Genomic DNA, 22,898 nt, shown 5'->3' on the forward strand with positions numbered 1-22,898 from the left:
GGGGTGCCGGGGGTCAGCGCTCGTCGCGGCCTGTGGTGCCGTCGATCACACCGCGGGTGTCGCGAGGACCCGAATCACCGGGTTCCGGCATCACGTCGCCATCGATGACCACGTGCCCGGCGCCGAAGCCCTGCGGCCCGAATCCCTGCGGCCGGAAGCCGCCGGGTGGGAACGCACGCCCCGAGACCACGGCTGTCTCGACGCGCCGGGCCGCGAACCGCGCAATGATCGGACGCAGCAAGGCGCGGGTCAGCGGGATCATCAGCAGGAGGCCGAGGACGCTGGACACGAGCCCGGGGATCGTCAGCAGCACCGAGCCGAGGGCCACGAGCGCACCGTCCGCGACCGCGCCGCCGGGTGAGCGGCGTCCGGCATTGGCGGAGCGCAGTTCGGACAGCACGCGCCGACCCTGCGAGCGGATCGCGACCATGCCGAGAGCGGACAGGGCGATCACCACGAACACCGTCCACAGGACGCCGATCGCCGAGCCGAGCCACACGAGGGCGCTGATCTCGACGACGAGGTAGAGGAAGAAGTAGAGCAGTGGCATCGCGGGAGTCCTTTCGGCGACTGGTCGAACCCGTCTGCCGTGTCAACGCGCGACAGCCTCGTTTTTCTCCCGGCCGGTCAGGCGCCCGGAGTGACCAGTCCGAGCTCGTAGGCGAGCACGACGGCCTGGACCCGGTCGCGCAGCCCCAGCTTGGCGAGCATGCGGCCGACGTGGGTCTTCACGGTCGCCTCGGACAGGAACAGCTCGCCCGCGATCTCGGCGTTCGACTTGCCGGCGGCGATGAGCAGCAGCACCTCGCGCTCGCGGTCGGTGAGCGACTCGACGGCGGCCGATCGCCCGGGAACGTCGCGCGGTTGCCCGGCGACGATGCGGGACAGCAGGCGCCGGGTCACCCGCGGCGAGACGACGGCGTCCCCCGCCGCCACGCTGCGGATCGCGGACACCAGGTCCTCCGGAGGCGTGTCCTTGAGGAGGAATCCGCTGGCACCGGCACGCAGTGCGCCCAGGGCGTGTTCGTCCAGGTCGAAGGTCGTCATGACGATGACCCGCACCTCGGGCTGTGCGGCGATGATGCGTTCGGTTGCCGAGACACCGTCGATGCCGGGCATGCGAACGTCCATCAGCACGACGTCCGGTTCGAGGCGCGCGGCCGCGGCGATCGCGGAGGCACCGTCGGGGACGTCGCCCACCACGTCGATGTCGGGTTGCGCGCCGAGAACCATCGACAGACCCATGCGCATCAGTTCCTGGTCGTCGACCAGGAGCACCGAGATGGACACGGGAGACAACCTAGCGGTCCGGGTGGTCCTGGTCGACGCCCAGCGCGGCCTTCAGTTCGAGGGGCAGCGTCGCCGCCACGCGCCACCGGCCGTCCGGCAGTGGACCGGCTCGAAGTTCCCCGCCCAGCACGGCGACACGTTCGCGCATGCCGATGACGCCGAAACCGCCGGTGGTGGGAGCGGCCGCATCGGTGTGGATGTCGACGGCCGGGCCGGTGTCGTCCGAGGAGTTGATCACCGACACCGTCACCGCGGACGGTTCGCGGCGCACTGCCACCACGGCTCGGGGCCGCTCGCCGCCGTGGCGCAGCACGTTGGTGAGCGATTCCTGCACGAGCCTGTGCACCCCGAGCGACACCGCCGGCGGCAGGTCGTCGAGTTCGCCCGTCTGCTCGATGGACACCCGCAGCCCGGCGGCGCGCATCAACTCCACGATCTTGGCGAGCGCCGCGGTGCCGTACTCGGGGTGGGACTCGGACGACTCGTCGGTCCGCAACAGCGACACGGTGCGTCGGAGCTCGGTGAGTGCGGTGCGGCCGGTCGCGGAGATGTTCGCGAGTGCCGCCGCGGCCCGGTCCGGGTCCGACCGCAGTGCGTAGGACGCCCCGTCCGCCTGCACGATCATGACGCTCACCGCGTGGGCCACCACGTCGTGCAGCTCGCGGGCGATGCGGGTGCGCTCGGCGGACACCGCCTCGACGGCGCGTCGGTCACGATCGGATTCGGCGACGGCGAGCCGTGCGCTGACCTCGGCGACGTAGGCCCGGCGAGTCCCGAGGAACTCCGCCGTGATGTAGGCCAGGGCGTAGAGCAGAACGAAGAAGATGGTGGAGGTCCAGTCGGACCCGAGCACGAGTCGCACGACCACGATGTCGGCCGCGAGGCCCAGCGCGAACAGCAGGGTCGTGCGCCGGTCGGTGTACACGGCCAACGTGTAGAGCATCACCACGAAGCCGAGCTGCCCGGGTGGCAGCGTGCGCGGTTCCTCCGATGCCCACACCATCAGAGTCGCGACCTGGCCGAGTGCGAGCGCCGTCCAGGCGGCGGCCACCGGGTAGCGGCGGCGCCAGGCGATCGGCGTGGACACGGCGACGGCCATCGCCACGTAGACGAGGGGCTGCTGCACGGCAGCGACGGCCGTGAGCTCGATGAGGAAGAGTGACACCGCCAGCGCACAGTCGACCGCGAACGGACGGTGGCGGAGCCATTCGCTGAATCGGCGCATCGTGGTCGAAGCGTAGCGCGGGAGCTGTGATCGAATGTCCGCCATGGGTGCTGGTGACTGGTCGGTGTTGCTGGCTGCCGCGCTGGCGGCGGGCTGGGTGGACGCCGTGGTCGGTGGCGGCGGGCTCATCCTGCTGCCCGCGCTCCTGTTGGTCACACCGGCGGCCACGACCCAGCAGACGGTGCTGGCCACCAACAAGCTGGCCTCCGTCGCCGGCACCACCGCCGCCGTGCTGACCTTCTCCCGCAAGGTCCCGATGAACTGGCGGCTCCTCGCTCCCGCCGGAGTGGTGGCCGCGGTCGGCGCGGCGTTCGGCGCCGCCATCGTCAGCCTCATCGACAAGGACCTCTTCATTCCCATCGTGCTGGTGGTGCTGGTCGGCGTCGCGGTGCTGGTGACGCTGCGCCCCACCGTCGGCGTCGTGATGGGTGATCCGCCGACGCGGCGCCGCATCACCATCGTGGTGGTGGTGGCCGCCGTCGCCATCGGGTTCTACGACGGCATCCTCGGTCCGGGCACCGGAACCTTCCTCATCATCACGTTCGCCACCCTGCTCGGCACCGAGTTCGTGCGCAGCGCGGCGATGGCGAAGGTGCTGAACCTGGGATCCAACATCGGCGCCCTCCTGTACTTCTCGGCGACCGACGACGTCCTGTGGTTGCTCGGCCTCGCCATGGCCGTCGCGAACGTCGCGGGCTCGCTGGTCGGCTCACGCATGGCGATCTCGCGGGGCGCCGGGTTCGTGCGCATCGTGTTGCTGGTGGTGGTGTTCGCGCTCGTCATCCGACTCGGGTGGCAACAGTTCGGCTAGCGTCACCGATGTGAGAGACGTCGACAGCGATTTCGTCGCCCTGCCACTGCACGCGCTCGCGGACGCGGCGCTGACAGCGGCACGTGCGTCCGGTGCCACGCATGCGGATCTGCGGGTGCATCGACTGCGGACGCAGTCGCTCGCTCTCCGCGACGGCGAGGTGCAGTCGAGTGTCGAGGCGACGACGCTGGGCCTCGCGGTCCGGGTGATCGTCGACGGAACCTGGGGCTTCGCGTCCGGAGCGGTGCTGTCGGTGGACGAAGCCGTCTCCGTCACCTCGCGCGCCGTGCTCGTCGCACAGGCATTGCGCGACCTGAACCGGGATCCCGTCGTGCTCGCCTCCGAGCCGGTGTACGAGAACGTGTCGTGGGTGTCGGACTACGAGATCGATCCCTTCGACGTCCCCACCACCGACAAGGTCGATCTGCTGGGCGAGTACTCCGGCCGCCTGCTGGCCTCGGACGGCGTCGACCACGTGGGTGCCTCCGTGCTGCAGGTCAAGGAGCAGACGTTCTACGCCGACCTCGCCGGGTCGCGCATCACGCAGCAACGGGTGCGACTCCACCCGCAGATCGACGCTGTCTCCGTCGACTCCGCGTCGGGTGGCTTCGACTCGATGCGCACCCTCGCTCCCCCGACGGGACGCGGCTGGGAGTACCTGACCTCCGACGGGACCGGTGCCGACGGACTGTGGGACTGGGACGACGAACTCTCGCGCATCCCGGACTGGCTCGCCGAGAAGACGAAGGCCCCCGGCGTGGAGCCGGGTCTCACCGATCTGGTGATCGACCCGACCAACCTGTGGCTCACCATCCACGAGTCCATCGGCCACGCCACGGAGTACGACCGAGCCATCGGCTACGAGGCCGCCTACGCCGGAACGTCCTTCGCGACGCCCGACCAGCTCGGCACGCTGCGCTACGGCAGTGAGTCGATGCACGTGACCGCCGACCGCACCGAACGACACGGGTTGTCCAGCATCGGGTGGGACGACGATGGCGTGGCGTCGCAGTCGTGGGATCTGGTGCGTGACGGTGTCCTCGTCGGCTACCAGCTCGACAGGGTGTTCGCGCCCCGCCTCGGGCTCGACCGGTCGAACGGGTGCTCGTACGCGGACTCGCCCCATCACGTCCCGATCCAGCGGATGGCCAACGTCTCGCTGCAACCGGACCCGCACGTCGATCGCAGCGTCGACGATCTCATCGCCGACGTCGAGCACGGCGTGTACGTGGTGGGCGACAAGTCGTGGTCGATCGACATGCAGCGCTACAACTTCCAGTTCACCGGCCAGCGCTTCTTCCGCATCGAGAACGGCGCTCTCGCCGGTCAGGTCCGAGACCTGGCGTACCAGGCGACGACCACCGATTTCTGGGGCTCGATGGAGGCGGTGGGCGGACCGTCGACGTGGCGTCTGGGCGGCGCGTTCAATTGCGGCAAGGCCCAGCCCGGTCAGGTGGCGGCGGTGTCGCACGGCTGCCCTGCTGCCCTCTTCCGTTCGGTCAATGTCCTCAACACACGAACGGAGGCGGGTCAGTGAGCGTCAGCACTCCCCTCGGCGGCCATGATCTGGTGGAGCGTGCGCTGTCGTACGCCACCGTCTCGGACACCGTCGTGATCGTCGCCGACATCTCGGAGGCATCCCTGCGGTGGGCCGGAAACTCGATGACCACCAACGGCGTGGGTGACTCGAGGTCCTGGACCGTCGTCTCGATCGTGCGGGACGGCGCGGCGGCACGGGTGGGAACGGTCTCGTCCACGAGCATGGACCCCGAGGACGTCGCCGGCGTCGTGACCGCGGCCGAGGACGCCGCTCGTGCAGGTCAACCCGCGACCGACGCGATGCCCCTCGTCGAGGGTGCCGCGACTCCGGACTCCGGCTGGGGCGACGTCCCGCTCCGCACAGGGATCGACGTGTTCGACTCCGTGGTACCGGGCCTGGCGCGGGGATTTGACGGAGCCGATGCGTTGTACGGCTTCGCGCATCACACGGTCCGCACCGTGTGGCTGGGCACGTCCACCGGGGTGCGGCGGCGCGTCGTCGAACCTGTCGGGTCGCTCGAGATCAACGCTAAGAGGGGTGGTCTCTCGGGCGGTGCCAGTGCCTGGGTGGGCACCGGTACCCGAGACTTCCGCGACGTCGATCTCGATGCGTCTCTGGCCGAACTGACGCGTCGGCTCGACTGGTCCGCCCGGACCGTCGACCTGCCCGCGGGACGCTACGAGACGATTCTTCCGCCGTCCGCGGTCGCCGATCTGATGATCGATCTGCTGTGGTCGATGGACGGCCGTGGCGCGCAGGAGGGCCGCACGGCCCTGTCCGCTCCCGGCGGCGGCACCCGCATCGGTGAGGTGCTCGGACACCTCGGTCTCACGCTGTACTCCGACCCGTCCGAGAACGGCCTCGAGTACGCCCCGTTCGTGGTCACCGGATCCTCGAGCGACGCGGTGTCGGTGTTCGACAACGGAATGGACGCAGGCCGCACCGACTGGATCCGCGACGGTGCGATCACCTCCCTTGCCTACCCGCGTTCCGCCGCAGCAGAATTCGGGGCCACACCCACTGTGCCCGGTGACAACCTCGTCATGGTGGGCGGCGCCGGCGGTTCGGTCGACGACCTCGTCGCGCGCACCGAACGCGGACTGTTGCTGACGACACTCTGGTACATCCGCGAGGTGGACCCCACGACGATGCTCCTCACCGGGTTGACGCGGGACGGCGTCTATCTGGTCGAGGACGGCCGAGTGACCGCTGCCGTGAACAACTTCCGGTTCAACGAGAGCCCGCTCGACATCCTGCGCCGCGCGACGGAGGCGGGCACGACGGTGCCCACCCTGCCGCGTGAGTGGTCGGACTGGTTCACGCGCGCGGCGATGCCGCCGTTGCGGGTCCCGGACTTCCACATGTCGTCCGTGAGTGCGGCCCAGTAGTCCGCTCATTCGCCGGGTGCGGTGAGGTAGTCGGTGCCGTGGGAGTCACGGATGTGGACGATGCCGTCGCGGAGCATGCGATAGTGCCACTGCCGGCGGGTTTTCAGTCCGTGGTGCCGGCGGCACAGCGGTTCGAGGTTGCCCGTGACGGTCCAGCCGCCCCTCCGTGGGTCGGTGTGATCGAACGGGACGACGTGGTCGAGGTCGCAGTCCTCACTGGGCACCGCGCACCCCGGGTGAACGCACGTCGGATACAGCGCTGTCACCAGCGCTGCAACCGCCTCGGATGGCCGGTAAGCCAATGCCCCGGCCGGGGGCACGGCGAATCCGCCGTGGCCGTCGGGGTTCTCGACGGCACGGTCCAACGCTGATGGCGGGAGCGTGCGGAGGTACTCGACCTGCTCCCTCACCTTTCTGGCGTGTGCGCTGCGGACGTTCCCGGAGGTAGGCGTCCAGCCCGGCGGCATGCGGCGGGTGCGGCGAACTTCTCGCTCTTCGATCGGCACCGGCGGGTCGGGCGGTTCGGTGTCTATCGGTGCGTCGTGCTGTGGGCATGGGCAACTGCATCCCGCCCGCGGTGCAGGAACTCTCGCTGCGGTGATGAGTGCTTGCCAGGTCGCATCTCCGGCGATCGTGCGGGCCACATCGGCCGGGACAGGTCCCCAGCCGACGAGGTGACCGGGTTCCCCCGCCAACCCCGCCGCCGTGGCCGCATCGAGCACGATCACCGCAGTGGTGTCGGGACGGGTGACCGGTACCCGCCGTTCGCAGTCCTGATCAGCACACTCACACCCGACAACTCCGCCGGTGAGCACCGCGTGAGCCGCATCGAACAACCGCGCGGACAGCGGCCGCGGATCCGTCGCGCACACCCCATGCGCCGCCGACACGATCGCCCGCCACACGGCCGCGACCTGCTCCGCCGGACCACGCACCGTCAACTCAGCCTGATCCCGAGGACGTTTCCGCACCGTCGCCGACCGCTCCGATGCCGCCCGCTCCCGGACGACCCGGTGCCAGTCGGCGTCGAAGTCGGCGAGGATCCGGTCGATCGCCGACGCCACCGCACCCGGAGTGCACCTCGATGCGGCAGCAATCACCCGCTGCAGCAACGCTTCGGTTGCATTCGGGACCCTGGCCAGCGACCGGCACACCGTCCGGAACGCCGCGTACGCCAACCGGCCCGCATCGAATGCTCCCTGCACAGCAGGGCGAGCAGTACGAATCAGAAACAGCCACTCGGTGACAGTCCCGGTGGACACTGACAGCGCCGAGGCGACCTCGGCAACAGCGCACGCTTCGGCGGCATCGGCGTCGAACACCCCACCCGGACCTAGCACCGCGGGACGCCGGGATTCCTCGTGAACGTAGGAGCACGACGCGGCGACGGTGCGGGCGAACGAGGCCTGGGCCTCGACTTTCGCCGACACCAACACATCCGTCGAAACCGCTGTGTCGTACACGAATTCACCCCCCGGTGATGTCCCGATCAGGCCGCCCCCCGACGACCTGAACAGACACTAACCCACCTCACCGACAGAAACTCGAACGCATGTTCGAATAGGGCCGCACAGCTTCTCGAGGACGTTCCACGTTCTCGCTGACGGTGCAACTCCTCCGGGAACATGGAGTGTCAGCGGGAGCGCCTGAACCGGCAGACGTTCGGTGAGGTCTACTCGACAGCTGCTGCGGGAATCAGGCCGCGCGGAGCGCCAGACCGACGGTGCTGCTCTTGCCTTTGAAGAGCGAGCTCATCGTCACCGCGATACGGCCGGTGATGCCGTACTTGTCGATCACCACGTCGCGGGTACGCGCGGTGCCCGCGTCGTCGAGCACCTCGGCGACACAGTCCATGGCGGGGCCGGCGTTGTTTCCGCTCCGGTCGCAGGTCGCGACCGTGACGCGCGGCGTGTTGCGGATCCGCTTGACCTTCCACGACTCCCGCTGCGTCCACATGAGGAGCCGGTCGCCGTCGAGCGCCGCCCAGATGGGTGTCGGCTTGGGGGTGCCGTCCTTGGTGAACGTGGTCAGGAGGACGTACTTCGCGGTGCCGACGTCACCGAACGGGTTGCTCATACGAGACAGGATAGGCCGGTCAGTCGCCCTCGAGCTCGCCTTCGCTCTCGAGGTAGGCCGCACGGAGATCGGCGAGCACCGCCGGGTCCGGTTCCGCCCACATGCCGCGTTCCACGGCTTCGAGCAGTCGCTCGGAGATACCGTGCAGCGCCCAGGGATTGGACGTCGACATGAACTTGCGGTTGGTCTCGTCGAGGACGTACTCCTGCGTGAGCTTCTCGTACATCCAGTCCTGCACGACTCCCGTGGTGGCGTCGTACCCGAACAGGTAGTCGACCGTCGCGGCCATCTCGAACGCGCCCTTGTATCCGTGCCGCCGCATCGCGTCCATCCAGCGCGGGTTGACGACGCGCGCACGGAACACGCGGGACGTCTCCTCGTGCAGCGTGCGGGTGCGCACCGACTCCGGGCGGGTGCTGTCACCGATGTACGCCTCGGGGGACGTGCCGGTGAGCGCGCGCACGGTCGCCACCATGCCGCCGTGATACTGGAAGTAGTCGTCGGAGTCGGCGATGTCGTGCTCGCGGGTGTCGGTGTTCTTCGCGGCGACCGCGATGCGCCGGTAGGACGATCGCATGTCGTCCGCCGCCGGGACGCCGTTCAGTCCGCGGCCGTACGCGAAGCCGCCCCACGTCGTGTAGACCTGCGCCAGGTCCTCGTCACTGCGCCAGCTCTTGCTGTCGATCAGCTGCAGCAGTCCGGCGCCGTACGTGCCGGGCTTGGATCCGAAGATGCGGGTGGTGGCTCGGCGGTCGTCGCCGTGCTCCTCGAGATCGGCCTGTGCGTGCGCGCGCACGTAGTTCTGCTCGTCGGTCTCGTCCAAGCCCGCGACCATGCGGACGGCGTCGTCCATCATCGCGAGCACGTGCGGGAACGCGTCGCGGAAGAAGCCGGAGATGCGGACCGTCACGTCGATACGCGGCCGTTTCAGCTCGTCCAGAGCGATCGGTTCGAGATGCGTGACGCGGCGCGACGCCTCGTCCCACACGGGCAACACACCGAGCAGAGCGAACACCTCGGCCACGTCGTCACCCGAGGTGCGCATGGCGCTGGTTCCCCACACCGACAACCCGACAGAGCGCGGGTACTCGCCGTGATCCTGCAGGTAGCGGGCCACCAGCGACTCGGCCATCGCCTGGCCGGTCTCCCACGCGAGCCGCGACGGCACCGCCTTGGGATCGACCGAGTAGAAGTTGCGGCCGGTCGGCAGCACGTTGATGAGTCCACGCAGCGGCGACCCGCTGGGACCTGCCGGGATGAATCCGCCGTTCAGCGCGTGCAGCACGCGGTCGATCTCCTGGTCGGTCCCGCGCAGTCGGGGAACCACCTCGGTGGCCGCGAAGCGGAGGATCTCGGCGACCGTGTCGGGCAGACCCGCGGCGATGCCGTCGACGGCGTCCACCGACCAGTCGGCGCGGTGTAGTGCCGCGACGAGACCTCGTGCCTGCTCCTCGACGGCATCGACCGACGTCCGAGCCTCGTCGCCGTCCTCGCTGAGACCCAACGCTTCCCGCAGACCCGGAACCGTGCGCTCCCCGCCCCACATCTGACGGGCCCGCAGCATGGCCAGGACGAGGTCGACCTCCGCCTCGCCGCGCGGAGCCTGACCGAGAACGTGGAGCCCGTCGCGGATCTGCACGTCCTTGATCTCGCACAGCCAGCCGTCGACGTGCAGCAGCATGTCGTCGAACACCTCCTCGTCGGGGCGTTCCTCCAGGCCGAGGTCCTTGTGCATCTGCGCCGCGGTCATCAGTGTCCAGATCTGCTGACGGATCGCGGGCAACTTGGCCGGGTCGAGCGTCGAGATGTTCGAGTGTTCGTCGAGCAACTGCTCGAGGCGGGTGATGTCGCCGTAGCTCTCGGCGCGGGCCATCGGCGGGATGAGGTGGTCGACGAGAGTCGCGTGCGCGCGGCGCTTGGCCTGCGTCCCCTCACCCGGGTCGTTGACCAGGAACGGGTAGATCAAGGGCAGATCGCCCAGCGCGGCGTCCGTGCCGCACGAGGCGGACATGCCGAGAGTCTTTCCGGGCAACCATTCGAGGTTGCCGTGCTTGCCCAGGTGCACGACGGCGTCGGCGGCGAAACCGCCGTCCTCCTCCGGTGCCGCGAGCCAGCGGTAGGCGGCGAGGTAGTGGTGGCTGGGGGGCAGATCCGGATCGTGGTAGATCGCCACGGGGTTCTCGCCGAACCCACGAGGCGGCTGCACCATGAGGACGACGTTCGAGAAACGCAGTGCGGCGATGACGATCTCGCCCTCCGGATCCGCCGAACGATCGACGTACAGCTCGCCCGGCGCCTCGCCCCAGTGCTCGACGACGCCGGAACGCAGGTCCTCGGGCAGCGTGTCGAACCAACGCCGGTAGCGCGCGGCGGAGATGCGGATGGGGTTGCCCTCGAGCTGTTCGGCGGTGAGCCAGTCGGCATCCTGCCCGCCCGCGGCGATGAGCGCGTGGATGAGAGCGTCGCCGTCCTGCGCGGCGAGGCCGGGCACCGCGTCGTCGCCGTCGACGGGTCCGATGTCGTAGCCCAGTTCGCGCATTCGCGTCAGTAGACCGATCGCCGACGCCGGGGTGTCCAGTCCGACGGCGTTGCCGATGCGGGCGTGCTTGGTCGGGTAGGCGGACAGCATCAGCGCGATGCGCTTGTCCGCGGCAGGGATGCGCCGCAACCGCGCGTGGCGCACCGCGATGCCGGCGACGCGTGCGCACCGCTCGTGGTCCGGCACGTACGTGCTGAGGCCGTCCGCGTCGATCTCCTTGAACGAGAACGGAACGGTGATGATGCGACCGTCGAACTCGGGCACCGCGACCTGGGTCGCGACGTCCAGCGGCGACATGCCGTCGTCGTTCGCGTCCCACATGGCGCGGGAGCTGGTGAGGCACAGGCCCTGCAGGATCGGCACGTCGAGTGCGGCGAGCTCGGCGACGTCCCAGGCCTCGTCGTCGCCACCGGCACCGACATTGGCCGGGCGCGTTCCACCGGCCGCGAGCACGGTGACCACCATGGAGTCGGCCTCACGCAACGCCTCGAGCAGTTCGGGTTCCGCGCTGCGCAGCGACGCACAGTAGATCGGGAGCGCGCGGGCGCCCTTCGCCTCGATGGCGTCGCACAGCGCATGGATGTAGTCGACGTTGCCCGCGAGGTGCTGGGCTCGGTAGTACAGGACGGCGATCGTGGGTTCCGAGGACGACGTGCGCGAACGGGTGCGCAGCACACCCCAGGTGGGGAGATGGGCGGGCGGGGCGAACCCGTGGCCCGTCAGCAGCACCGTGTCGGACAGGAAGTAGGCGAGCTGCTCGAGGTTGTCCGCGCCGCCCTCGGCCAGGTACTGGTGTGCCTGCGCAGCGACGTTGGCCGGAACCGTCGACAGTTCCATCAACTCGGCATCGGGAGCCTGCTCGCCGCCCAGCATGACCACCGGAACGGGGCCGCGGAGCACGGCGTCGATACCGCTCTCCCACATCCGGCGCCCGCCGAGGATGCGCACGACCACCAGGTCGACGCCGTCCATGAGCGCCGGTAGGTCGGCGTCGACGAGGATGCGGGACGGGTTGGCCCAGCGGTACTCGGCGCCGGAAGCACGCGCGCTCAGCAGGTCGGTGTCGGACGTCGAGAGCAGCAGAATCACGATGGTGGAGCCTTTCCCTGGGGTTTTCGCGCCCCGTCGGCGTCGGTGTGCACCCCAGGTCTGACTTCTCCAGAGACGCTGGAGTCACAGTGGCGCGACCGCGCCGGAGTCTCACCGGCTTCCGGGGTGCTTCGCAGTGATCGTACGTCGTAGCCTGGACTGCATGAGTGATGCAGGGGACAGGAGCCGACGGGACGCCTGCCCCGGAGCTCTCCAGCTGCACGAGGCGAAGGACGGCCTGCTGGCTCGGGTGCGTCTTCCCGGCGGCGTGCTCACCGCCGAGCAGATGGGTGTGCTCGCGGCGGCCTCGACGGACTTGTCGGACGGCGAGTTGGTGCTCACCTCCCGAGGGAACATCCAGCTCCGGGCGGTGCGCGATCCCGACGACCTGGCCGACCGACTCGCGGGCGCGGGACTCCTGCCGTCGGAGACCCACGAGCGGGTTCGCAACATTCTGGCGTCGCCACTGTCGGGTCGTCTGGGCGGAACGGCCGATGTCCGCGACCTGGTAACCGACCTCGACACCCGGCTGACCGGTGATCCGGAACTGTCGGAGCTGCCGGGCCGGGTGCTCTTCTCGGTCGACGACGGTCGCGGCGACGTGACGGGTTTCGGCGCCGACATCGGTGTCCACGCCGTCGACGAGGACTCTTTCGCCCTCATCCTCGCGGGCGCCGACAGCGGCGTCCGAGTCCCGCGGGCCGACGCGGTCGCGGTGATGCTCGACGCAGCGCGCGGATTCCGCCGTGAGCGGCAGGGGCATTGGCGCATCGCGGAGATGCCGAACGGCGTGGAGGCCGTGCTCGGTCACGTCGATCACGGCGTCGGGGGCCAGCCGAAGGTCACCGTCGAGACGTCGGTGGATCCGCCCATCGGATGGTTCGTGCAGGACGACGCGACCGTCGCTCTCGGTGCCGCCCTCGCTCACGGCGTGCTGCCGGCTCGCACCGCACTTTTCCTCGCGGCCGTCGAGAGGCCGATCCACGTCACGCCGTGGCGCGGCATCGTGCTCGTCGATCTCGACGAGGGCGTCGCCGAGCAGGTCGTGCGCGTGTTGGCCCCGATGGGCCTGATCTTCGATGCGGAGTCGCCGTGGGTGCGGGCGAGCTCGTGCGTCGGCTCCCCCGGCTGCGCGAAGTCGCACTCCGACGTGCGCGCCGATCTCGACGCCGCCGTGGAGAACGGCGAGGTGGGCGACGGCCGCGAGCACTGGGTGGGGTGTGAGCGCCGATGTGGCCGACCCCGCGGTGAGGTCACCGACGTGGTCGCGACCGAGGATGGTTATCAGCGCTCCTGAGCCGCGGGCACCCGATCAGGAACCCGGTGCGGACACGATCAGGTAGTACAGCGCGGCACCGATGGTCAGAATCTGTTGTCCGGGGAAGGCGTAGTTGTCGACCAGCCAGTGGCCGACGAGGTCGAACAGATCGCTCGGAAACATGGCTCGGCTCCGCTCTCGCTGACGACCCCGTGGTCGTTCGTCTCGGTAACGTTACGGACCACGCGGCGCGACCGGAACAAACCGATCGTCACGATTCGGTGTCGATTCGTGATGCGTCTCCCCCGCGCCCCGACCCCGGACCCTGGCCGACCACGGCGCGTCGTCGCTCCCTATCGTGGAGCCATGCACGACTACATCCGCGACGGCGACGAGATCTACCGGCGCTCTTTCGCGACCATTCGCGAGGAAGCCGATCTGTCGGCCTTCTCCGACGATGTGGCTCAGGTCGTCGTGCGCATGATCCATGCCTGCGGCGAGGTGAATCTCGCACAGTCGATCGCGTCCACGCCCGACGTCGTGGCCAAGGGTCGTGCAGCACTGCGCGCCGGAGCCCCGGTGCTGTGCGATGCCACGATGGTCGCGTCCGGCATCACTCGTCGACGGCTTCCGGCCGACAACGAGGTGATCTGCACCCTCAATGCACCGGACGTCCCGGAGATGGCGCGCGAGCGCGGCACCACCAGAACCGCGGCAGCGGTGGATCTGTGGGTCGACCATCTCGACGGCGCCGTCGTCGCGATCGGCAACGCACCCACCGCGTTGTTCCGGCTCATGGAGCTGATCCAGCAAGGCGCACCGCGCCCGTCCGCCATCCTGGGTGGGCCCGTCGGCTTCATCGGCGCCGCGGAGTCGAAGGACGACCTCGTCGCCTCCGGTCTCGGACTCGACCATCTGCTCGTGCTAGGCCGCCGCGGTGGCAGCGCCATCGCCGCCGCCGCCGTCAATGCCATTGCGACGGAACGAGAATGAGCGGCAAGCTCTGGGGTGTCGGAATCGGCCCGGGTGATCCCGAGCTGGTGACGGTCAAGGCCGCGCGGGTCATCACCGCCGCCGACGTCGTCGCCTTCCACAGCGCTCGGCACGGCAAGAGCATCTCCCGCCGCACCGCGGAGCCGTACCTGCGCGAGGGGCAGATCGAGGAGCACCTGGTCTACCCGGTGACCACCGAGGGCACCGATCACCCCGGCGGATACGACGGCGCGCTCGCCGACTTCTACGTCGAGGCGTCCGAGCGGCTCGCCGCACACCTCGAGGCCGGCCGCTCGGTCGCGCTGCTGGCCGCCGGCGACCCGATGTTCTACAGCTCGTACCAGCACATGCACGTTCGTCTGGCGCACCGCTTCGACACCGAGGTGATCCCCGGCGTCACGTCGGTCAGTGCGGCGTCCGCGGCAGTCGGAGAACCGCTCGTCGAGGGCGACGAGGTCCTGACGATCCTGCCGGGGACCCTGCCCCGCGCCGAGCTCACGCGGCGACTCAAGGACACCGACTCCGCCGCGATCCTCAAGCTGGGCCGCACATATCCCGCTGTGCGCGAAGCCTTGCGCGACAGCGGCATGATCGACCGCGCCCGCTACGTCGAGCGCGCGAGCACCACCGGCGAACGCGTTCTCGCCGCCGACGACGCGACGGACGTGCCCTACTTCTCCATCGCCGTGGTCTCGAGCCCGTCCTACGTCGTCACCGAAACCGCTGCGTCGGGCGAGGTGGTCGTCGTCGGGCTCGGGCCAGGCTCCGCGGAGTGGACCACGCCGGAGGTGCGCGACGAACTGCTCCGCGCCACCGATCTCGTGGGCTACACCACGTACATCGACCGGGTGCCGGTCCGCGCGGGCCAGCGTCGGCACGCGAGCGACAACCGGGTCGAATCGGAACGTGCCGAGATGGCACTCGACCTCGCGTCTCGTGGCGGTCGAGTCGTCGTCGTGTCCTCCGGCGATCCCGGCGTGTTCGCCATGGCTGCAGCGGTTCTCGAGGTGGCCGCGCAGGACCGGTGGCGCCACGTTCCCGTGCGAGTCTGCCCCGGGGTCACGGCCGCCAATGCGGTCGCGAGCCGCGTCGGCGCGCCCCTGGGCCACGACTACGCCGTCCTGTCCCTGTCCGATCGTCTCAAGCCGTGGGACGTGGTCGAGCGCCGCATCCGCGCGGTCGCGGCTGCCGACATGGCGTTCGCCGTCTACAACCCGGCCTCGCGCTCGCGGACCTGGCAGGTGGAGGCGCTCAAGACGCTCGTGCTCGAGCACCGCGGTCCGGACACTCCGGTCGTCGTGGGCCGCGACGTCTCGGGACCCGAGGAATCGGTGACCGTCGTCCGGCTCGGGGATCTCGACCCGGCCACGATCGACATGCGCTGTCTGCTCATCGTCGGAGCGTCCACCACGACGGTCGATCACACCGCGGACGGCCCGCGGGTGTTCACGTCACGGCGTTACGACACCGTCGATCCCATCGCCCGCGTCGGGAGCGGCGCGGGGAGTGCGTCGCTTCAGTAACCAGGTCACGCACTTGTCGGCCGTCGGTACCACGGGGACGTCGTCCTGAACGGGCGGCCGTTCGACCATGATCACGGGGATGCCGCGCTCGCGGGCGGCCTGCAGCTTGGCCGACGTGAGCTTGCCGCCGCTGTTCTTGCTCACCACCACGTCGATGCGGTGCTCGTCCAACAATTCGCGCTCGCCCTCGAGGTCGAACGGCCCGCGTGACTCCAGAATGCTCGAGTGCGCGGGGACCTCGCCCTCGGGCGGATCGATGCACCGCACGATGAACTGCCGGTCGTCCAGGGACGCGAAGTGGTGCACGCCCTGTCGGCCGATGGTGAGGAGGACGCGGGCGAGAGCTGGGCGCTCCGTGAGTGCCTGCGCTGCCGCCTCCATCGACGGCACCGTGATCCAGTCGTCCTCGGCCAGCGGGCTCCACGGCGCGCGACGCACCAGCACCAGCGGCACGTCGACGGCCGTGCAGACCTCGACCGCGTGCGCCGTCATCGTCGCTGCGTAGGGATGCGTGGCGTCGACGACGTGCGTCACCTCGTGCTCCGTGATCCACTCGCGAAGTCCGTCCACTCCACCGAAGCCGCCGATCCGCACCTCCCCCACCGGGAGCACGGGATCGGCCACCCGGCCGGCGAGCGAGGAGGTCACGGTGGTGCCGTGCAGTCCGTCCAGCTTGATCGCGAGCTGACGTGCTTCGGACGTGCCACCGAGAACCAGAACATGCATTGGGGCGACCTTACCGGCCGCGGACGGTCAGTGATCGAGCCGTCGCCGGGCCGCGGAGTACAGGAAGCTGTCCGGGAAGCCCTCGGCCGACAGCACGCGGCCCACGACCACGACCGCCGTCTTCACGATGCCCGCCGCCACTGTCGCGTCCGCGAGATCCGCCAGGGTGCCCCGCACGATCACCTCGTCCGCGCGGCTGGCGAAGGCCACCACCGCTGCGGGACAGTCGGATCCGTAGTGCGGCACGAGCTGCTCGGTGATGCTGTGGATCTGGCGTGCGCCGAGATGAATGACCAGCGTCGCTCCGCTCCGCGCCAGCGTGGGCAGATCCTCGCCGTCGGGCATCGCGGTCGACAACGTCGACACGCGCGTCAGCACCACGCTCTGCGAGATCCCGGGCACGGTGAGTTCGCGGCCCAGGGCGGCCGCAGCCGCAGCGAACGCCGGAACACCCGGCACTATCTCGTAGTCCACACCCGCCGCGTCGAGTCGTCGCGACTGCTCGGCGACGGCGCTGTACAGCGACGGATCGCCGGAGTGCACGCGGGCGACGTCGAGACCGTCACGCGAGGCGGTGACGAGTTCGTCGACGATCGCGTCGAGCGTCATGCGAGCGGTGTTCACGACGCGTGCGTCCGCCGGGCAGGTGTCGAGCAGCTCGTGCGGCACCAACGACCCGGCGTACAGGCAGACCGGGCTCGACGCGATGACGCGGGCTGCGCGGACGGTGACGAGGTCGGCCGCACCGGGTCCCGCGCCGACGAATCTGACGGTCACGCTGTCTCCTTCTCGTTCTTCGCAACGCTCCACTGCGTCACCGGCATCTGCGGTCGCCACCCGGTGAATCCGCCGAGCGGTTCGCCGCGGTGCACCTGCAGTCGTCGCAGTAGACCACCGTGCCGCTGATACCACTGCAGGAGAAGCGATTCCGACTCGGCAGTGACGGCATTGGCCACCAACCGTCCACCCTCGGGCAGTGCGTCCCAGCAGGCGTCCATCACTCCGGGTTGTGTCGCGCCGCCCCCGACGAACACGGCGTCGGGCTCGGGCGCACCGACGAAGGAATCGGGTGCCGCCCCGCGGACGACGAGCGACGGAACCCCCAGGGCGACAGCGTTGGTCCGGATGGTGGCGGATCTGGAGTCGACGCGTTCGAACGCGATCGCGGAACATGCCGGATGCGTGCGCATCCACTCGATCGCGATGCTTCCCGACCCGCCGCCGACGTCCCACAGACGTTCACCCGGTGATGGTGCGAGGGCGCTGAGGGTCAGCGCGCGGACCTCACGCTTGGTCAGCTGACCGTCGCCCACGTAGAGGGCGTCGTCGAGTCCGGGTGCCCGCGAGACGGTGTTGCCCCGCACCTCGAGCGCGACGACGCTCAGTGAGTCGACGTCGCGCGCATCCACCCAGTCGGTGACGGGCAGCGCACGCACCCGCTCACGCGGTCCCCCGAGTTGCTCGAGCACGGACATGGCGCTGGAGCCGAGGCCACGGCGCAGCAGCAGAGTCGCCAGTTCCGCTGCGGTGCTCTCGTTCTCGGCGAGCACCAGGACGCGTCGTCGATGCGCCAGGGCGGGCAGTACGGTCTCGATCGGCCTGTTCACCAGGGACACCACCTCGACGTCGTGGAGCGCCCAGCCGAGACGGGCGCACGCGAGCGACGCCGACGAGGGATGCGGGAGAACGCGCAGGGCATCGGCACCGAGCAACCGCGTCAACGTCACCCCGATTCCGTGGAACATCGGGTCACCGCTGGCGAGCACGCATCGCCGCGCGCCGGCATGCTCGTCCAGCAGGCCGGCCAGAGCGGGCAGCATCGGGGTGGGCCACGCGATTCGCCGAGCCGCGGTGCCCGGCACAGCGTCGAGTTGACGCTCGGAGCCGAACAGGACGTCCGCGGACTCGACGGCGTCGCGTGACGTCGGCGACAGCCCGGCCCACCCGTCGGCGCCCACGCCCACGACGTCGATCGTCGACGAGCGGTCGAGTCCGGTCATCGCGGCATCCGACGCCAGATCGGGCGCGGGAGGACGCGCATGACGGCGACGAGCAGGCGCAGGCGGCCGGGCACCCACACGACGTCTGTCCGTGAGCCCAGCGCGCGGACCACAGCGTCGGCCACCTGGCCGGGTGTGCTCGACATCGGCGCGGGAGACATCCCCTCGGTCATCCGGCCGATGACGAAACCCGGTCGGATCAGCAGCAACCGCACGCCGGTCCCGTGCAGTGCGTCGGCGAGACCGGACGCGAAACCGTCCAGGCCGGCCTTCGCCGACCCGTAGACGTAGTTGGCGCGGCGGACCCGAGCGCCGGCGACGGAGGAGAAGACGACGAGCCGGCCGGATCCCTGCTCGCGCAACGATGTCGAGAGATGCGTCAGTATGCTCACCTGCGCCACGTAGTCAGTGTGGACGACGGCCACCGCGTGCGCCGCATCCGTCTCGGCGCGCGTTTGATCGCCGAGGATGCCGAAGGCCAGGACTGCCGTGTCGATCGGCCCGTGAGCCAGAACCGACGTCACGAGACCGTGGTGCGACGCGAGGTCGTCGGCGTCGAACTCCAGCGTCGTCACCCGAGTCGCGCCGGCCGCGCGCACTCGTTCCGACTCGGCGACCAGATCGTCGGATCGCCGGGCGGCGAGGACGACGTGGCGGCCGCGCGCGAGGCGCTCCGCGATCTCGAGACCGATGTCGCTGCGACCACCGAGGAGCAGCAGAATGCCGGTGCTCGACTGGTCGGGTGTGGTCAGGTCACGGCCGGCCGGTGGGTGGGTCACGGCGTCCAGTGTCCTCGATTATCGTGGCGGTCATGCCCGCCACCCCCTCCTCGCTGAACGCCGACGCCGGAACCTTCCTCACCGAGCGTCATCTGGCAACGCTGGCCACGAAGCGTCAGGACGGCACACCGCACGTGGTGGCGGTCGGATTCACGTGGGATGCCGAGGCAGGTGTGGCGCGGGTGATCACACGCGACGGGTCGCAGAAGGTGCGTAACGCCGAGCGCGGCGGCTACGGCGCCGTGACACAGGTCGACGGGGCGCGATGGCTGACCCTCGAGGGGCCGGCACGCATCCTGCGCGCACCCGACGCCGTACGGGATGCGGAGAACCGGTACGCCCAGCGCTACCGCACGCCGCGGGAGAACCCGGAGCGGGTGGTCATCGAGATCACCGTCACCAGGGTGATGGGGTCCCAGTCGTTGCGCGACTGAGCGATCGGGCGGCGGCCGTCCGGGACGAGCCACCACCAGGTGTGTCAACCTCTGTCAGACCAGCCCGAGTTGGTGAGCAACGATGGCGGCCTGCACGCGATTGGTTGTGTCGAGCCGAAGGAAAATCGACGCGACGTGGGTCTTGATGGAGCTTTCAGCGAGGTGCAACTGATCGCCGATCACGGGTATCACCACAGGCCGGATCGGACAAGCGCTGGTGACTGCACTCGCCGTGTGGATGATCGCGTTCACGCCGCACATGCTGCGAGCGTTCTCCTAGTCTGGTCGGCCGAGGCTGTGGTGACACCCCACCCTCAGCTGAACAGCCTCGTGACCTGACGTCAGAAGCGGGACGCGTCCAGCAGTGACTCCGCGACCGAAGTGTCACCGAAGACGGTGAGCACGTCGAGTGGTCGACGACGGCAGAGCACCAGCAGCAGGTGCGCTGCCGTACCTCGCAGTGCCACATCGGCTTTCGCGTGTCCGCGCGCACTGGTGAGGCCCTCGGCCCCGAGTGTGAACGTCCACTCCAGGTCGTCCACGTCCGTACCGTGCACGTGCACGGTGCGCCCGATCGACTCGGGCGTCAGGCGGTCGAGAAGCAGTCGGTGCGGATACTGCACCTCCGTCAGCTCGGCCACGGCGTCCGCGGCCGCATCGGGATCGAGCGCCTCGGGCGCCACTCCGCCGGCGGCGCGCACGGCGTCGGCGGCGTCGATGCGATGCACGGCGACCTCGTGTGCCTGCCGTCGGAGCCACCACGCGGCCGTGCGTGCGCCGACGAACGTCTCCACGACCGCCTCGAGATCCACCGACTCGAACGTGGCGACCATCGCCGCCAGCGACGACCGGTATGCAGGGAGACACTCGGGGCCCTTGGGCAACGACTCGACCTGCTGCTTCGCCACCGCGCCCGTGTCCGCACCCGGGCCCGCGAGGATCACCGCGTTCGCCCACCGGTGGACCTTGCCCGTGTGTCGGACCACGTGCTCGAGCGTCCATCCCGGCACGGTGGGTACCGGAGCCGTCAGGGCGTCGACAGGCATCGACGCGAGGCGGTCGCCCTCGCGTCGCAGTGTGGCGAGGAGGTCGAGGCTCATCGCACCGGAAGCACGGTGAGACCGTGCGGGCGCGTGTTGACCGACTCGCAGCCCTCCGGGGTCACGATGACGATGTCCTCGATGCGGGCGCCCCACTCGCCGGTGAAGTACACCCCCGGCTCGATGCTGAAGGCCATCCCCACCTCGAGCGGAATGTCGTTGCCCGCCACGATGTACGGCTCCTCGTGCACCGAGAGGCCGATGCCGTGCCCGGTGCGGTGCACGAACACGTCGCCGTAGCCGGCGTCGACCAGGATGTCGCGCGCGGCGGCGTCGATCGTCTCCGCGGTGACTCCGGGACGGACTGCATCGACGGCTGCCTGCTGCGCGCGCTCGAGGACCGCCACGGTCGCAGCGACCGAGTCCGACGGCTCGCCGATGCTGTAGGTCCGGGTGGAGTCCGAGTTGTAGCCCGGCTCGACAGGGCCGCCGATGTCGATGACGACGACGTCGCCCTCCTCGATGACGCGCTCGGACACCTCGTGGTGCGGGTCGGCGCCGTGCGGTCCGGAGCCGACGATGACGAACGCCGCCTCGGTGTGCCCCTCCTCGAGGATCGCGGCCGAGATGTCGGCGGCGACCTGCGCTTCGGTGCGTCCAGCCGCGAGGAACTCACCCATACGGGCGTGGACGCGGTCGATGGCCGCGCCCGCCGTGCGCAACGCTCCGATCTCCGCGTCGTCCTTGGTCATCCGGAGCTCGCGCAGGACCGCCGTCGCCAGGACGGGCATCGCGCCGAGCGCCTCGGTCAGCGGAACGAGATGCAGGGCGGGCATGGCGTCGGTGACAGCCGTCCGGGCCGGGCCGGGAAGCAACGCCGCGACCGCCTGATGCGGATTCACGCCGTCGACCCAGTCTCGCAGCTCGATTCCGAGGTCGGCCGCAGCCGAGTCCTTCAGCGCCGCCAACTCGATACGAGGCACCACCACCGATGCGGGCGTGCCGTCTGCCGGGACGACGAGGCAGGTCAGTCGCTCGAACGACTCGGCTCGCGAGCCGAGCAGGTAGCGCAGGTCGGGTCCGGGCGTGATCAGCAGCGCGTCGAGACCGGCCTCGGCGGCGAGAGCCGCCGCTCGGTCGAGGCGGGTGCGATACACGGAGGAGGGAAACCGAGACGTCATGACGCCAGGCTATCGACTCCGGTGCCGCCCACATGCGGCAGGATGTGGCGCATGACGGCCGAGAGCAGAGACACGGTACTTCTCCTCGATGCGGCGAGCCTGTGGTTCCGGGCCTTCCACGCGTTGCCCGAATCGATGACGGCGCCCGACGGTCGGCCGGTGAACGCGGTGCGTGGTTTCACCGACATGGTCGCGTCCCTCATCACGCGGACGGGTGCGTCCCGACTGGCCGTGTGCCTCGACCTCGACTGGCGTCCTACCTTCCGGGTCGATCTGGTGCCGTCCTACAAGGCGCACCGGGTGCTCACCGAGTCCGCCGCGGGCCCGGACGCAGAGGAGGCACCCGACGCACTGGGTCCACAGGTGAACCTGATCCTGGAGATTCTCGAGGCCGCGGGCATCGCGACGGCCGGAGCGGAGGGTCTCGAGGCGGACGACGTGTTGGGCACGCTCGCCGCCACCGAGCGCGACGGCACCGTGGTGGTGGTCAGCGGAGACCGCGACCTGTTGCAGGTCGTCTCCGACGATCCGGTTCCGGTGCGCGTGCTCTACGCGGGACGCGGACTGGCGAAAGCCGAGCTGTTTGGCCCCGCGGAGGTGGCCGAGAAGTACGGGGTGCCGTCGGACCGGCCCGGGCCGGGCTACGCGGAACTTGCTCTGCTGCGCGGTGATTCGTCCGACGGGCTGCCGGGGGTCAAGGGTGTCGGGGAGAAGACCGCGGCGTCGCTCATGCAGAAGTTCGGCTCCCTCGAGGCGTTGCTCGACGCCGCCGACTCGGGCGATCCCGAGATGTCGGCCGGGGTGCGCGCGAAGATCCAGAGCTCCCGCGACTACATCGACGCCGCACTCCCGGTGGTACGGGTGGTGACCGATGCGGACATCATCTTCTCGCGCCCCGACGTGCTGCCGCACCAACCCGTCGATCCGGAACGCCTCGCCGCACTGGCCGAGGAGCTCGGCGTGCAGAACTCCGTCGGCCGTCTGCTCACCGCGATGGCGCGGTGAT

The 22,898-nt window shown here is 69.8% G+C and carries 22 protein-coding genes and 1 riboswitch; of the genes, 8 read left to right on the top strand and 14 right to left on the bottom strand.

Going from position 1 to position 22,898, the window contains the following annotated elements:
• Positions 1 to 13: 13 nt before the first annotated feature.
• The 3 genes from JOE30_RS14140 to JOE30_RS14150 all read right to left on the bottom strand — a co-directional run bounded on the left by JOE30_RS14140 (position 14) and on the right by JOE30_RS14150 (position 2,515).
• Positions 14 to 550: an FxsA family protein gene (locus JOE30_RS14140; RefSeq protein WP_204867391.1), complete on the bottom strand. Its 537-nt coding sequence runs from the start codon at positions 548 to 550 to the stop codon at positions 14 to 16.
• 77 nt (positions 551 to 627) lie between these two features.
• Positions 628 to 1,290, bottom strand: a complete 663-nt coding sequence (locus JOE30_RS14145) for a response regulator transcription factor (RefSeq protein WP_204867393.1) — start codon at positions 1,288 to 1,290, stop codon at positions 628 to 630.
• A gap of 10 nt (positions 1,291 to 1,300) precedes the next feature.
• Positions 1,301 to 2,515 carry a sensor histidine kinase gene (locus JOE30_RS14150; RefSeq protein WP_204867395.1) on the bottom strand — a complete coding sequence of 405 codons (1,215 nt, stop codon included), beginning with the start codon at positions 2,513 to 2,515 and terminating at the stop codon, positions 1,301 to 1,303.
• Between the two features lie 43 nt (positions 2,516 to 2,558).
• Here JOE30_RS14150 and JOE30_RS14155 point away from each other — a divergent pair, with 43 nt between their 5' ends.
• The 3 genes from JOE30_RS14155 to JOE30_RS14165 are packed head-to-tail and all read left to right on the top strand — an operon-like array spanning position 2,559 to position 6,254.
• Complete coding sequence (locus JOE30_RS14155) at positions 2,559 to 3,326, top strand: TSUP family transporter (RefSeq protein WP_204867397.1); 768 nt, start codon at positions 2,559 to 2,561, stop codon at positions 3,324 to 3,326.
• A 10-nt stretch (positions 3,327 to 3,336) separates the two neighbouring features.
• Positions 3,337 to 4,863, top strand: a complete 1,527-nt coding sequence (locus JOE30_RS14160; RefSeq protein WP_204867398.1) for a TldD/PmbA family protein — start codon at positions 3,337 to 3,339, stop codon at positions 4,861 to 4,863.
• Complete coding sequence (locus JOE30_RS14165; protein ID WP_204867399.1) at positions 4,860 to 6,254, top strand: metallopeptidase TldD-related protein; 1,395 nt, start codon at positions 4,860 to 4,862, stop codon at positions 6,252 to 6,254. Before JOE30_RS14160 ends, JOE30_RS14165 begins: the two co-directional genes overlap by 4 nt.
• A 5-nt stretch (positions 6,255 to 6,259) precedes the next feature.
• On the opposite strand, the gene JOE30_RS14170 is transcribed toward JOE30_RS14165, so the two are convergent.
• From JOE30_RS14170 to cobN, 3 genes are all read right to left on the bottom strand, one after another.
• Positions 6,260 to 7,684, bottom strand: coding sequence for an HNH endonuclease signature motif containing protein (locus JOE30_RS14170; protein WP_204867400.1), 1,425 nt, complete (start codon positions 7,682 to 7,684; stop codon positions 6,260 to 6,262).
• Between the two features lie 265 nt (positions 7,685 to 7,949).
• Positions 7,950 to 8,330 carry a PPOX class F420-dependent oxidoreductase gene (locus JOE30_RS14175; protein WP_204867401.1) on the bottom strand — a complete coding sequence of 127 codons (381 nt, stop codon included), beginning with the start codon at positions 8,328 to 8,330 and terminating at the stop codon, positions 7,950 to 7,952.
• Between the two features lie 19 nt (positions 8,331 to 8,349).
• Positions 8,350 to 11,958, bottom strand: coding sequence for a cobaltochelatase subunit CobN (cobN, locus tag JOE30_RS14180; protein WP_204867402.1), 3,609 nt, complete (start codon positions 11,956 to 11,958; stop codon positions 8,350 to 8,352).
• Between the two features lie 58 nt (positions 11,959 to 12,016).
• Positions 12,017 to 12,081: riboswitch (cobalamin riboswitch) on the bottom strand.
• Positions 12,082 to 12,121: 40 nt separating this feature from the next.
• On the opposite strand from cobN, the gene cobG reads away from it, so the two are divergent.
• Positions 12,122 to 13,255 (top strand): precorrin-3B synthase, encoded by a 1,134-nt coding sequence (gene cobG, locus JOE30_RS14185; protein ID WP_204867404.1) that lies wholly within the window; start codon positions 12,122 to 12,124, stop codon positions 13,253 to 13,255.
• A gap of 15 nt (positions 13,256 to 13,270) precedes the next feature.
• Here cobG and JOE30_RS21540 read toward each other — a convergent pair whose 3' ends face one another.
• Entirely contained in the window at positions 13,271 to 13,399 is a 129-nt protein-coding gene (locus JOE30_RS21540) for a hypothetical protein (protein WP_275581302.1), read from the bottom strand.
• Between the two features lie 183 nt (positions 13,400 to 13,582).
• Between JOE30_RS21540 and JOE30_RS14190 the strand changes: the two genes are divergently transcribed.
• Both JOE30_RS14190 and cobJ read left to right on the top strand, forming a co-directional pair.
• Positions 13,583 to 14,209 (top strand): precorrin-8X methylmutase, encoded by a 627-nt coding sequence (locus JOE30_RS14190; protein WP_056444549.1) that lies wholly within the window; start codon positions 13,583 to 13,585, stop codon positions 14,207 to 14,209.
• Positions 14,206 to 15,732 carry a precorrin-3B C(17)-methyltransferase gene (gene cobJ / locus JOE30_RS14195; protein ID WP_204867406.1) on the top strand — a complete coding sequence of 509 codons (1,527 nt, stop codon included), beginning with the start codon at positions 14,206 to 14,208 and terminating at the stop codon, positions 15,730 to 15,732. The genes JOE30_RS14190 and cobJ overlap by 4 nt, the downstream gene beginning before the upstream one ends.
• On the opposite strand, the gene JOE30_RS14200 is transcribed toward cobJ, so the two are convergent.
• The 4 genes from JOE30_RS14200 to JOE30_RS14215 are packed head-to-tail and all read right to left on the bottom strand — an operon-like array spanning position 15,661 to position 19,237.
• Positions 15,661 to 16,458, bottom strand: coding sequence for a cobalt-precorrin-6A reductase (locus JOE30_RS14200; RefSeq protein ID WP_204867407.1), 798 nt, complete (start codon positions 16,456 to 16,458; stop codon positions 15,661 to 15,663). The two genes, cobJ and JOE30_RS14200, sit on opposite strands and share 72 nt — an antisense overlap.
• Before the next feature lie 27 nt (positions 16,459 to 16,485).
• The gene (cobM, locus tag JOE30_RS14205) at positions 16,486 to 17,235 is read right to left on the bottom strand and encodes a precorrin-4 C(11)-methyltransferase (RefSeq protein ID WP_204867408.1); all 750 of its coding nucleotides are present in this window, start codon (positions 17,233 to 17,235) and stop codon (positions 16,486 to 16,488) included.
• Complete coding sequence (cbiE, locus tag JOE30_RS14210; protein ID WP_204867409.1) at positions 17,232 to 18,458, bottom strand: precorrin-6y C5,15-methyltransferase (decarboxylating) subunit CbiE; 1,227 nt, start codon at positions 18,456 to 18,458, stop codon at positions 17,232 to 17,234. Before cbiE ends, cobM begins: the two co-directional genes overlap by 4 nt.
• The gene (locus JOE30_RS14215; protein WP_307806181.1) at positions 18,455 to 19,237 is read right to left on the bottom strand and encodes an SDR family NAD(P)-dependent oxidoreductase; all 783 of its coding nucleotides are present in this window, start codon (positions 19,235 to 19,237) and stop codon (positions 18,455 to 18,457) included. Before JOE30_RS14215 ends, cbiE begins: the two co-directional genes overlap by 4 nt.
• A 32-nt stretch (positions 19,238 to 19,269) precedes the next feature.
• On the opposite strand from JOE30_RS14215, the gene JOE30_RS14220 reads away from it, so the two are divergent.
• Entirely contained in the window at positions 19,270 to 19,671 is a 402-nt protein-coding gene (locus tag JOE30_RS14220; RefSeq protein WP_204867410.1) for a PPOX class F420-dependent oxidoreductase, read from the top strand.
• A 54-nt stretch (positions 19,672 to 19,725) separates the two neighbouring features.
• Here JOE30_RS14220 and JOE30_RS14225 read toward each other — a convergent pair whose 3' ends face one another.
• The 3 genes from JOE30_RS14225 to JOE30_RS14235 form a co-directional block, all read right to left on the bottom strand.
• Complete coding sequence (locus tag JOE30_RS14225; RefSeq protein WP_204867411.1) at positions 19,726 to 19,923, bottom strand: LuxR C-terminal-related transcriptional regulator; 198 nt, start codon at positions 19,921 to 19,923, stop codon at positions 19,726 to 19,728.
• Between the two features lie 89 nt (positions 19,924 to 20,012).
• Positions 20,013 to 20,771: a maleylpyruvate isomerase family mycothiol-dependent enzyme gene (locus tag JOE30_RS14230; RefSeq protein ID WP_204867412.1), complete on the bottom strand. Its 759-nt coding sequence runs from the start codon at positions 20,769 to 20,771 to the stop codon at positions 20,013 to 20,015.
• Positions 20,768 to 21,892 (bottom strand): Xaa-Pro peptidase family protein, encoded by a 1,125-nt coding sequence (locus JOE30_RS14235; RefSeq protein WP_204867414.1) that lies wholly within the window; start codon positions 21,890 to 21,892, stop codon positions 20,768 to 20,770. Before JOE30_RS14235 ends, JOE30_RS14230 begins: the two co-directional genes overlap by 4 nt.
• A 42-nt stretch (positions 21,893 to 21,934) precedes the next feature.
• On the opposite strand from JOE30_RS14235, the gene JOE30_RS14240 reads away from it, so the two are divergent.
• On the top strand, positions 21,935 to 22,897 hold the full coding sequence (locus JOE30_RS14240; RefSeq protein ID WP_204867416.1) for a 5'-3' exonuclease: 963 nt from the start codon (positions 21,935 to 21,937) through the stop codon (positions 22,895 to 22,897).
• Position 22,898: the final 1 nt, after the last annotated feature.

Source organism: Rhodococcus sp. PvP016 (assembly GCF_017832185.1).
Lineage (GTDB): Bacteria > Actinomycetota > Actinomycetes > Mycobacteriales > Mycobacteriaceae > Rhodococcoides.

Coding starts and splice junctions, on each gene's coding strand:
- JOE30_RS14140 (WP_204867391.1), bottom strand. CDS start 550: ATGCCACTGCTCTACTTCTTCCTCTACCTCGTCGTCGAGATCAGCGCC.
- JOE30_RS14150 (WP_204867395.1), bottom strand. CDS start 2,515: ATGCGCCGATTCAGCGAATGGCTCCGCCACCGTCCGTTCGCGGTCGAC.
- JOE30_RS14155 (WP_204867397.1), top strand. CDS start 2,559: ATGGGTGCTGGTGACTGGTCGGTGTTGCTGGCTGCCGCGCTGGCGGCG.
- JOE30_RS14175 (WP_204867401.1), bottom strand. CDS start 8,330: ATGAGCAACCCGTTCGGTGACGTCGGCACCGCGAAGTACGTCCTCCTG.
- cobG (WP_204867404.1), top strand. CDS start 12,122: ATGAGTGATGCAGGGGACAGGAGCCGACGGGACGCCTGCCCCGGAGCT.
- JOE30_RS21540 (WP_275581302.1), bottom strand. CDS start 13,399: ATGTTTCCGAGCGATCTGTTCGACCTCGTCGGCCACTGGCTGGTCGAC.
- JOE30_RS14190 (WP_056444549.1), top strand. CDS start 13,583: ATGCACGACTACATCCGCGACGGCGACGAGATCTACCGGCGCTCTTTC.
- cobJ (WP_204867406.1), top strand. CDS start 14,206: ATGAGCGGCAAGCTCTGGGGTGTCGGAATCGGCCCGGGTGATCCCGAG.
- JOE30_RS14200 (WP_204867407.1), bottom strand. CDS start 16,458: ATGCATGTTCTGGTTCTCGGTGGCACGTCCGAAGCACGTCAGCTCGCG.
- cbiE (WP_204867409.1), bottom strand. CDS start 18,458: ATGACCGGACTCGACCGCTCGTCGACGATCGACGTCGTGGGCGTGGGC.
- JOE30_RS14220 (WP_204867410.1), top strand. CDS start 19,270: ATGCCCGCCACCCCCTCCTCGCTGAACGCCGACGCCGGAACCTTCCTC.
- JOE30_RS14230 (WP_204867412.1), bottom strand. CDS start 20,771: ATGAGCCTCGACCTCCTCGCCACACTGCGACGCGAGGGCGACCGCCTC.
- JOE30_RS14235 (WP_204867414.1), bottom strand. CDS start 21,892: ATGACGTCTCGGTTTCCCTCCTCCGTGTATCGCACCCGCCTCGACCGA.
- JOE30_RS14240 (WP_204867416.1), top strand. CDS start 21,935: ATGTGGCGCATGACGGCCGAGAGCAGAGACACGGTACTTCTCCTCGAT.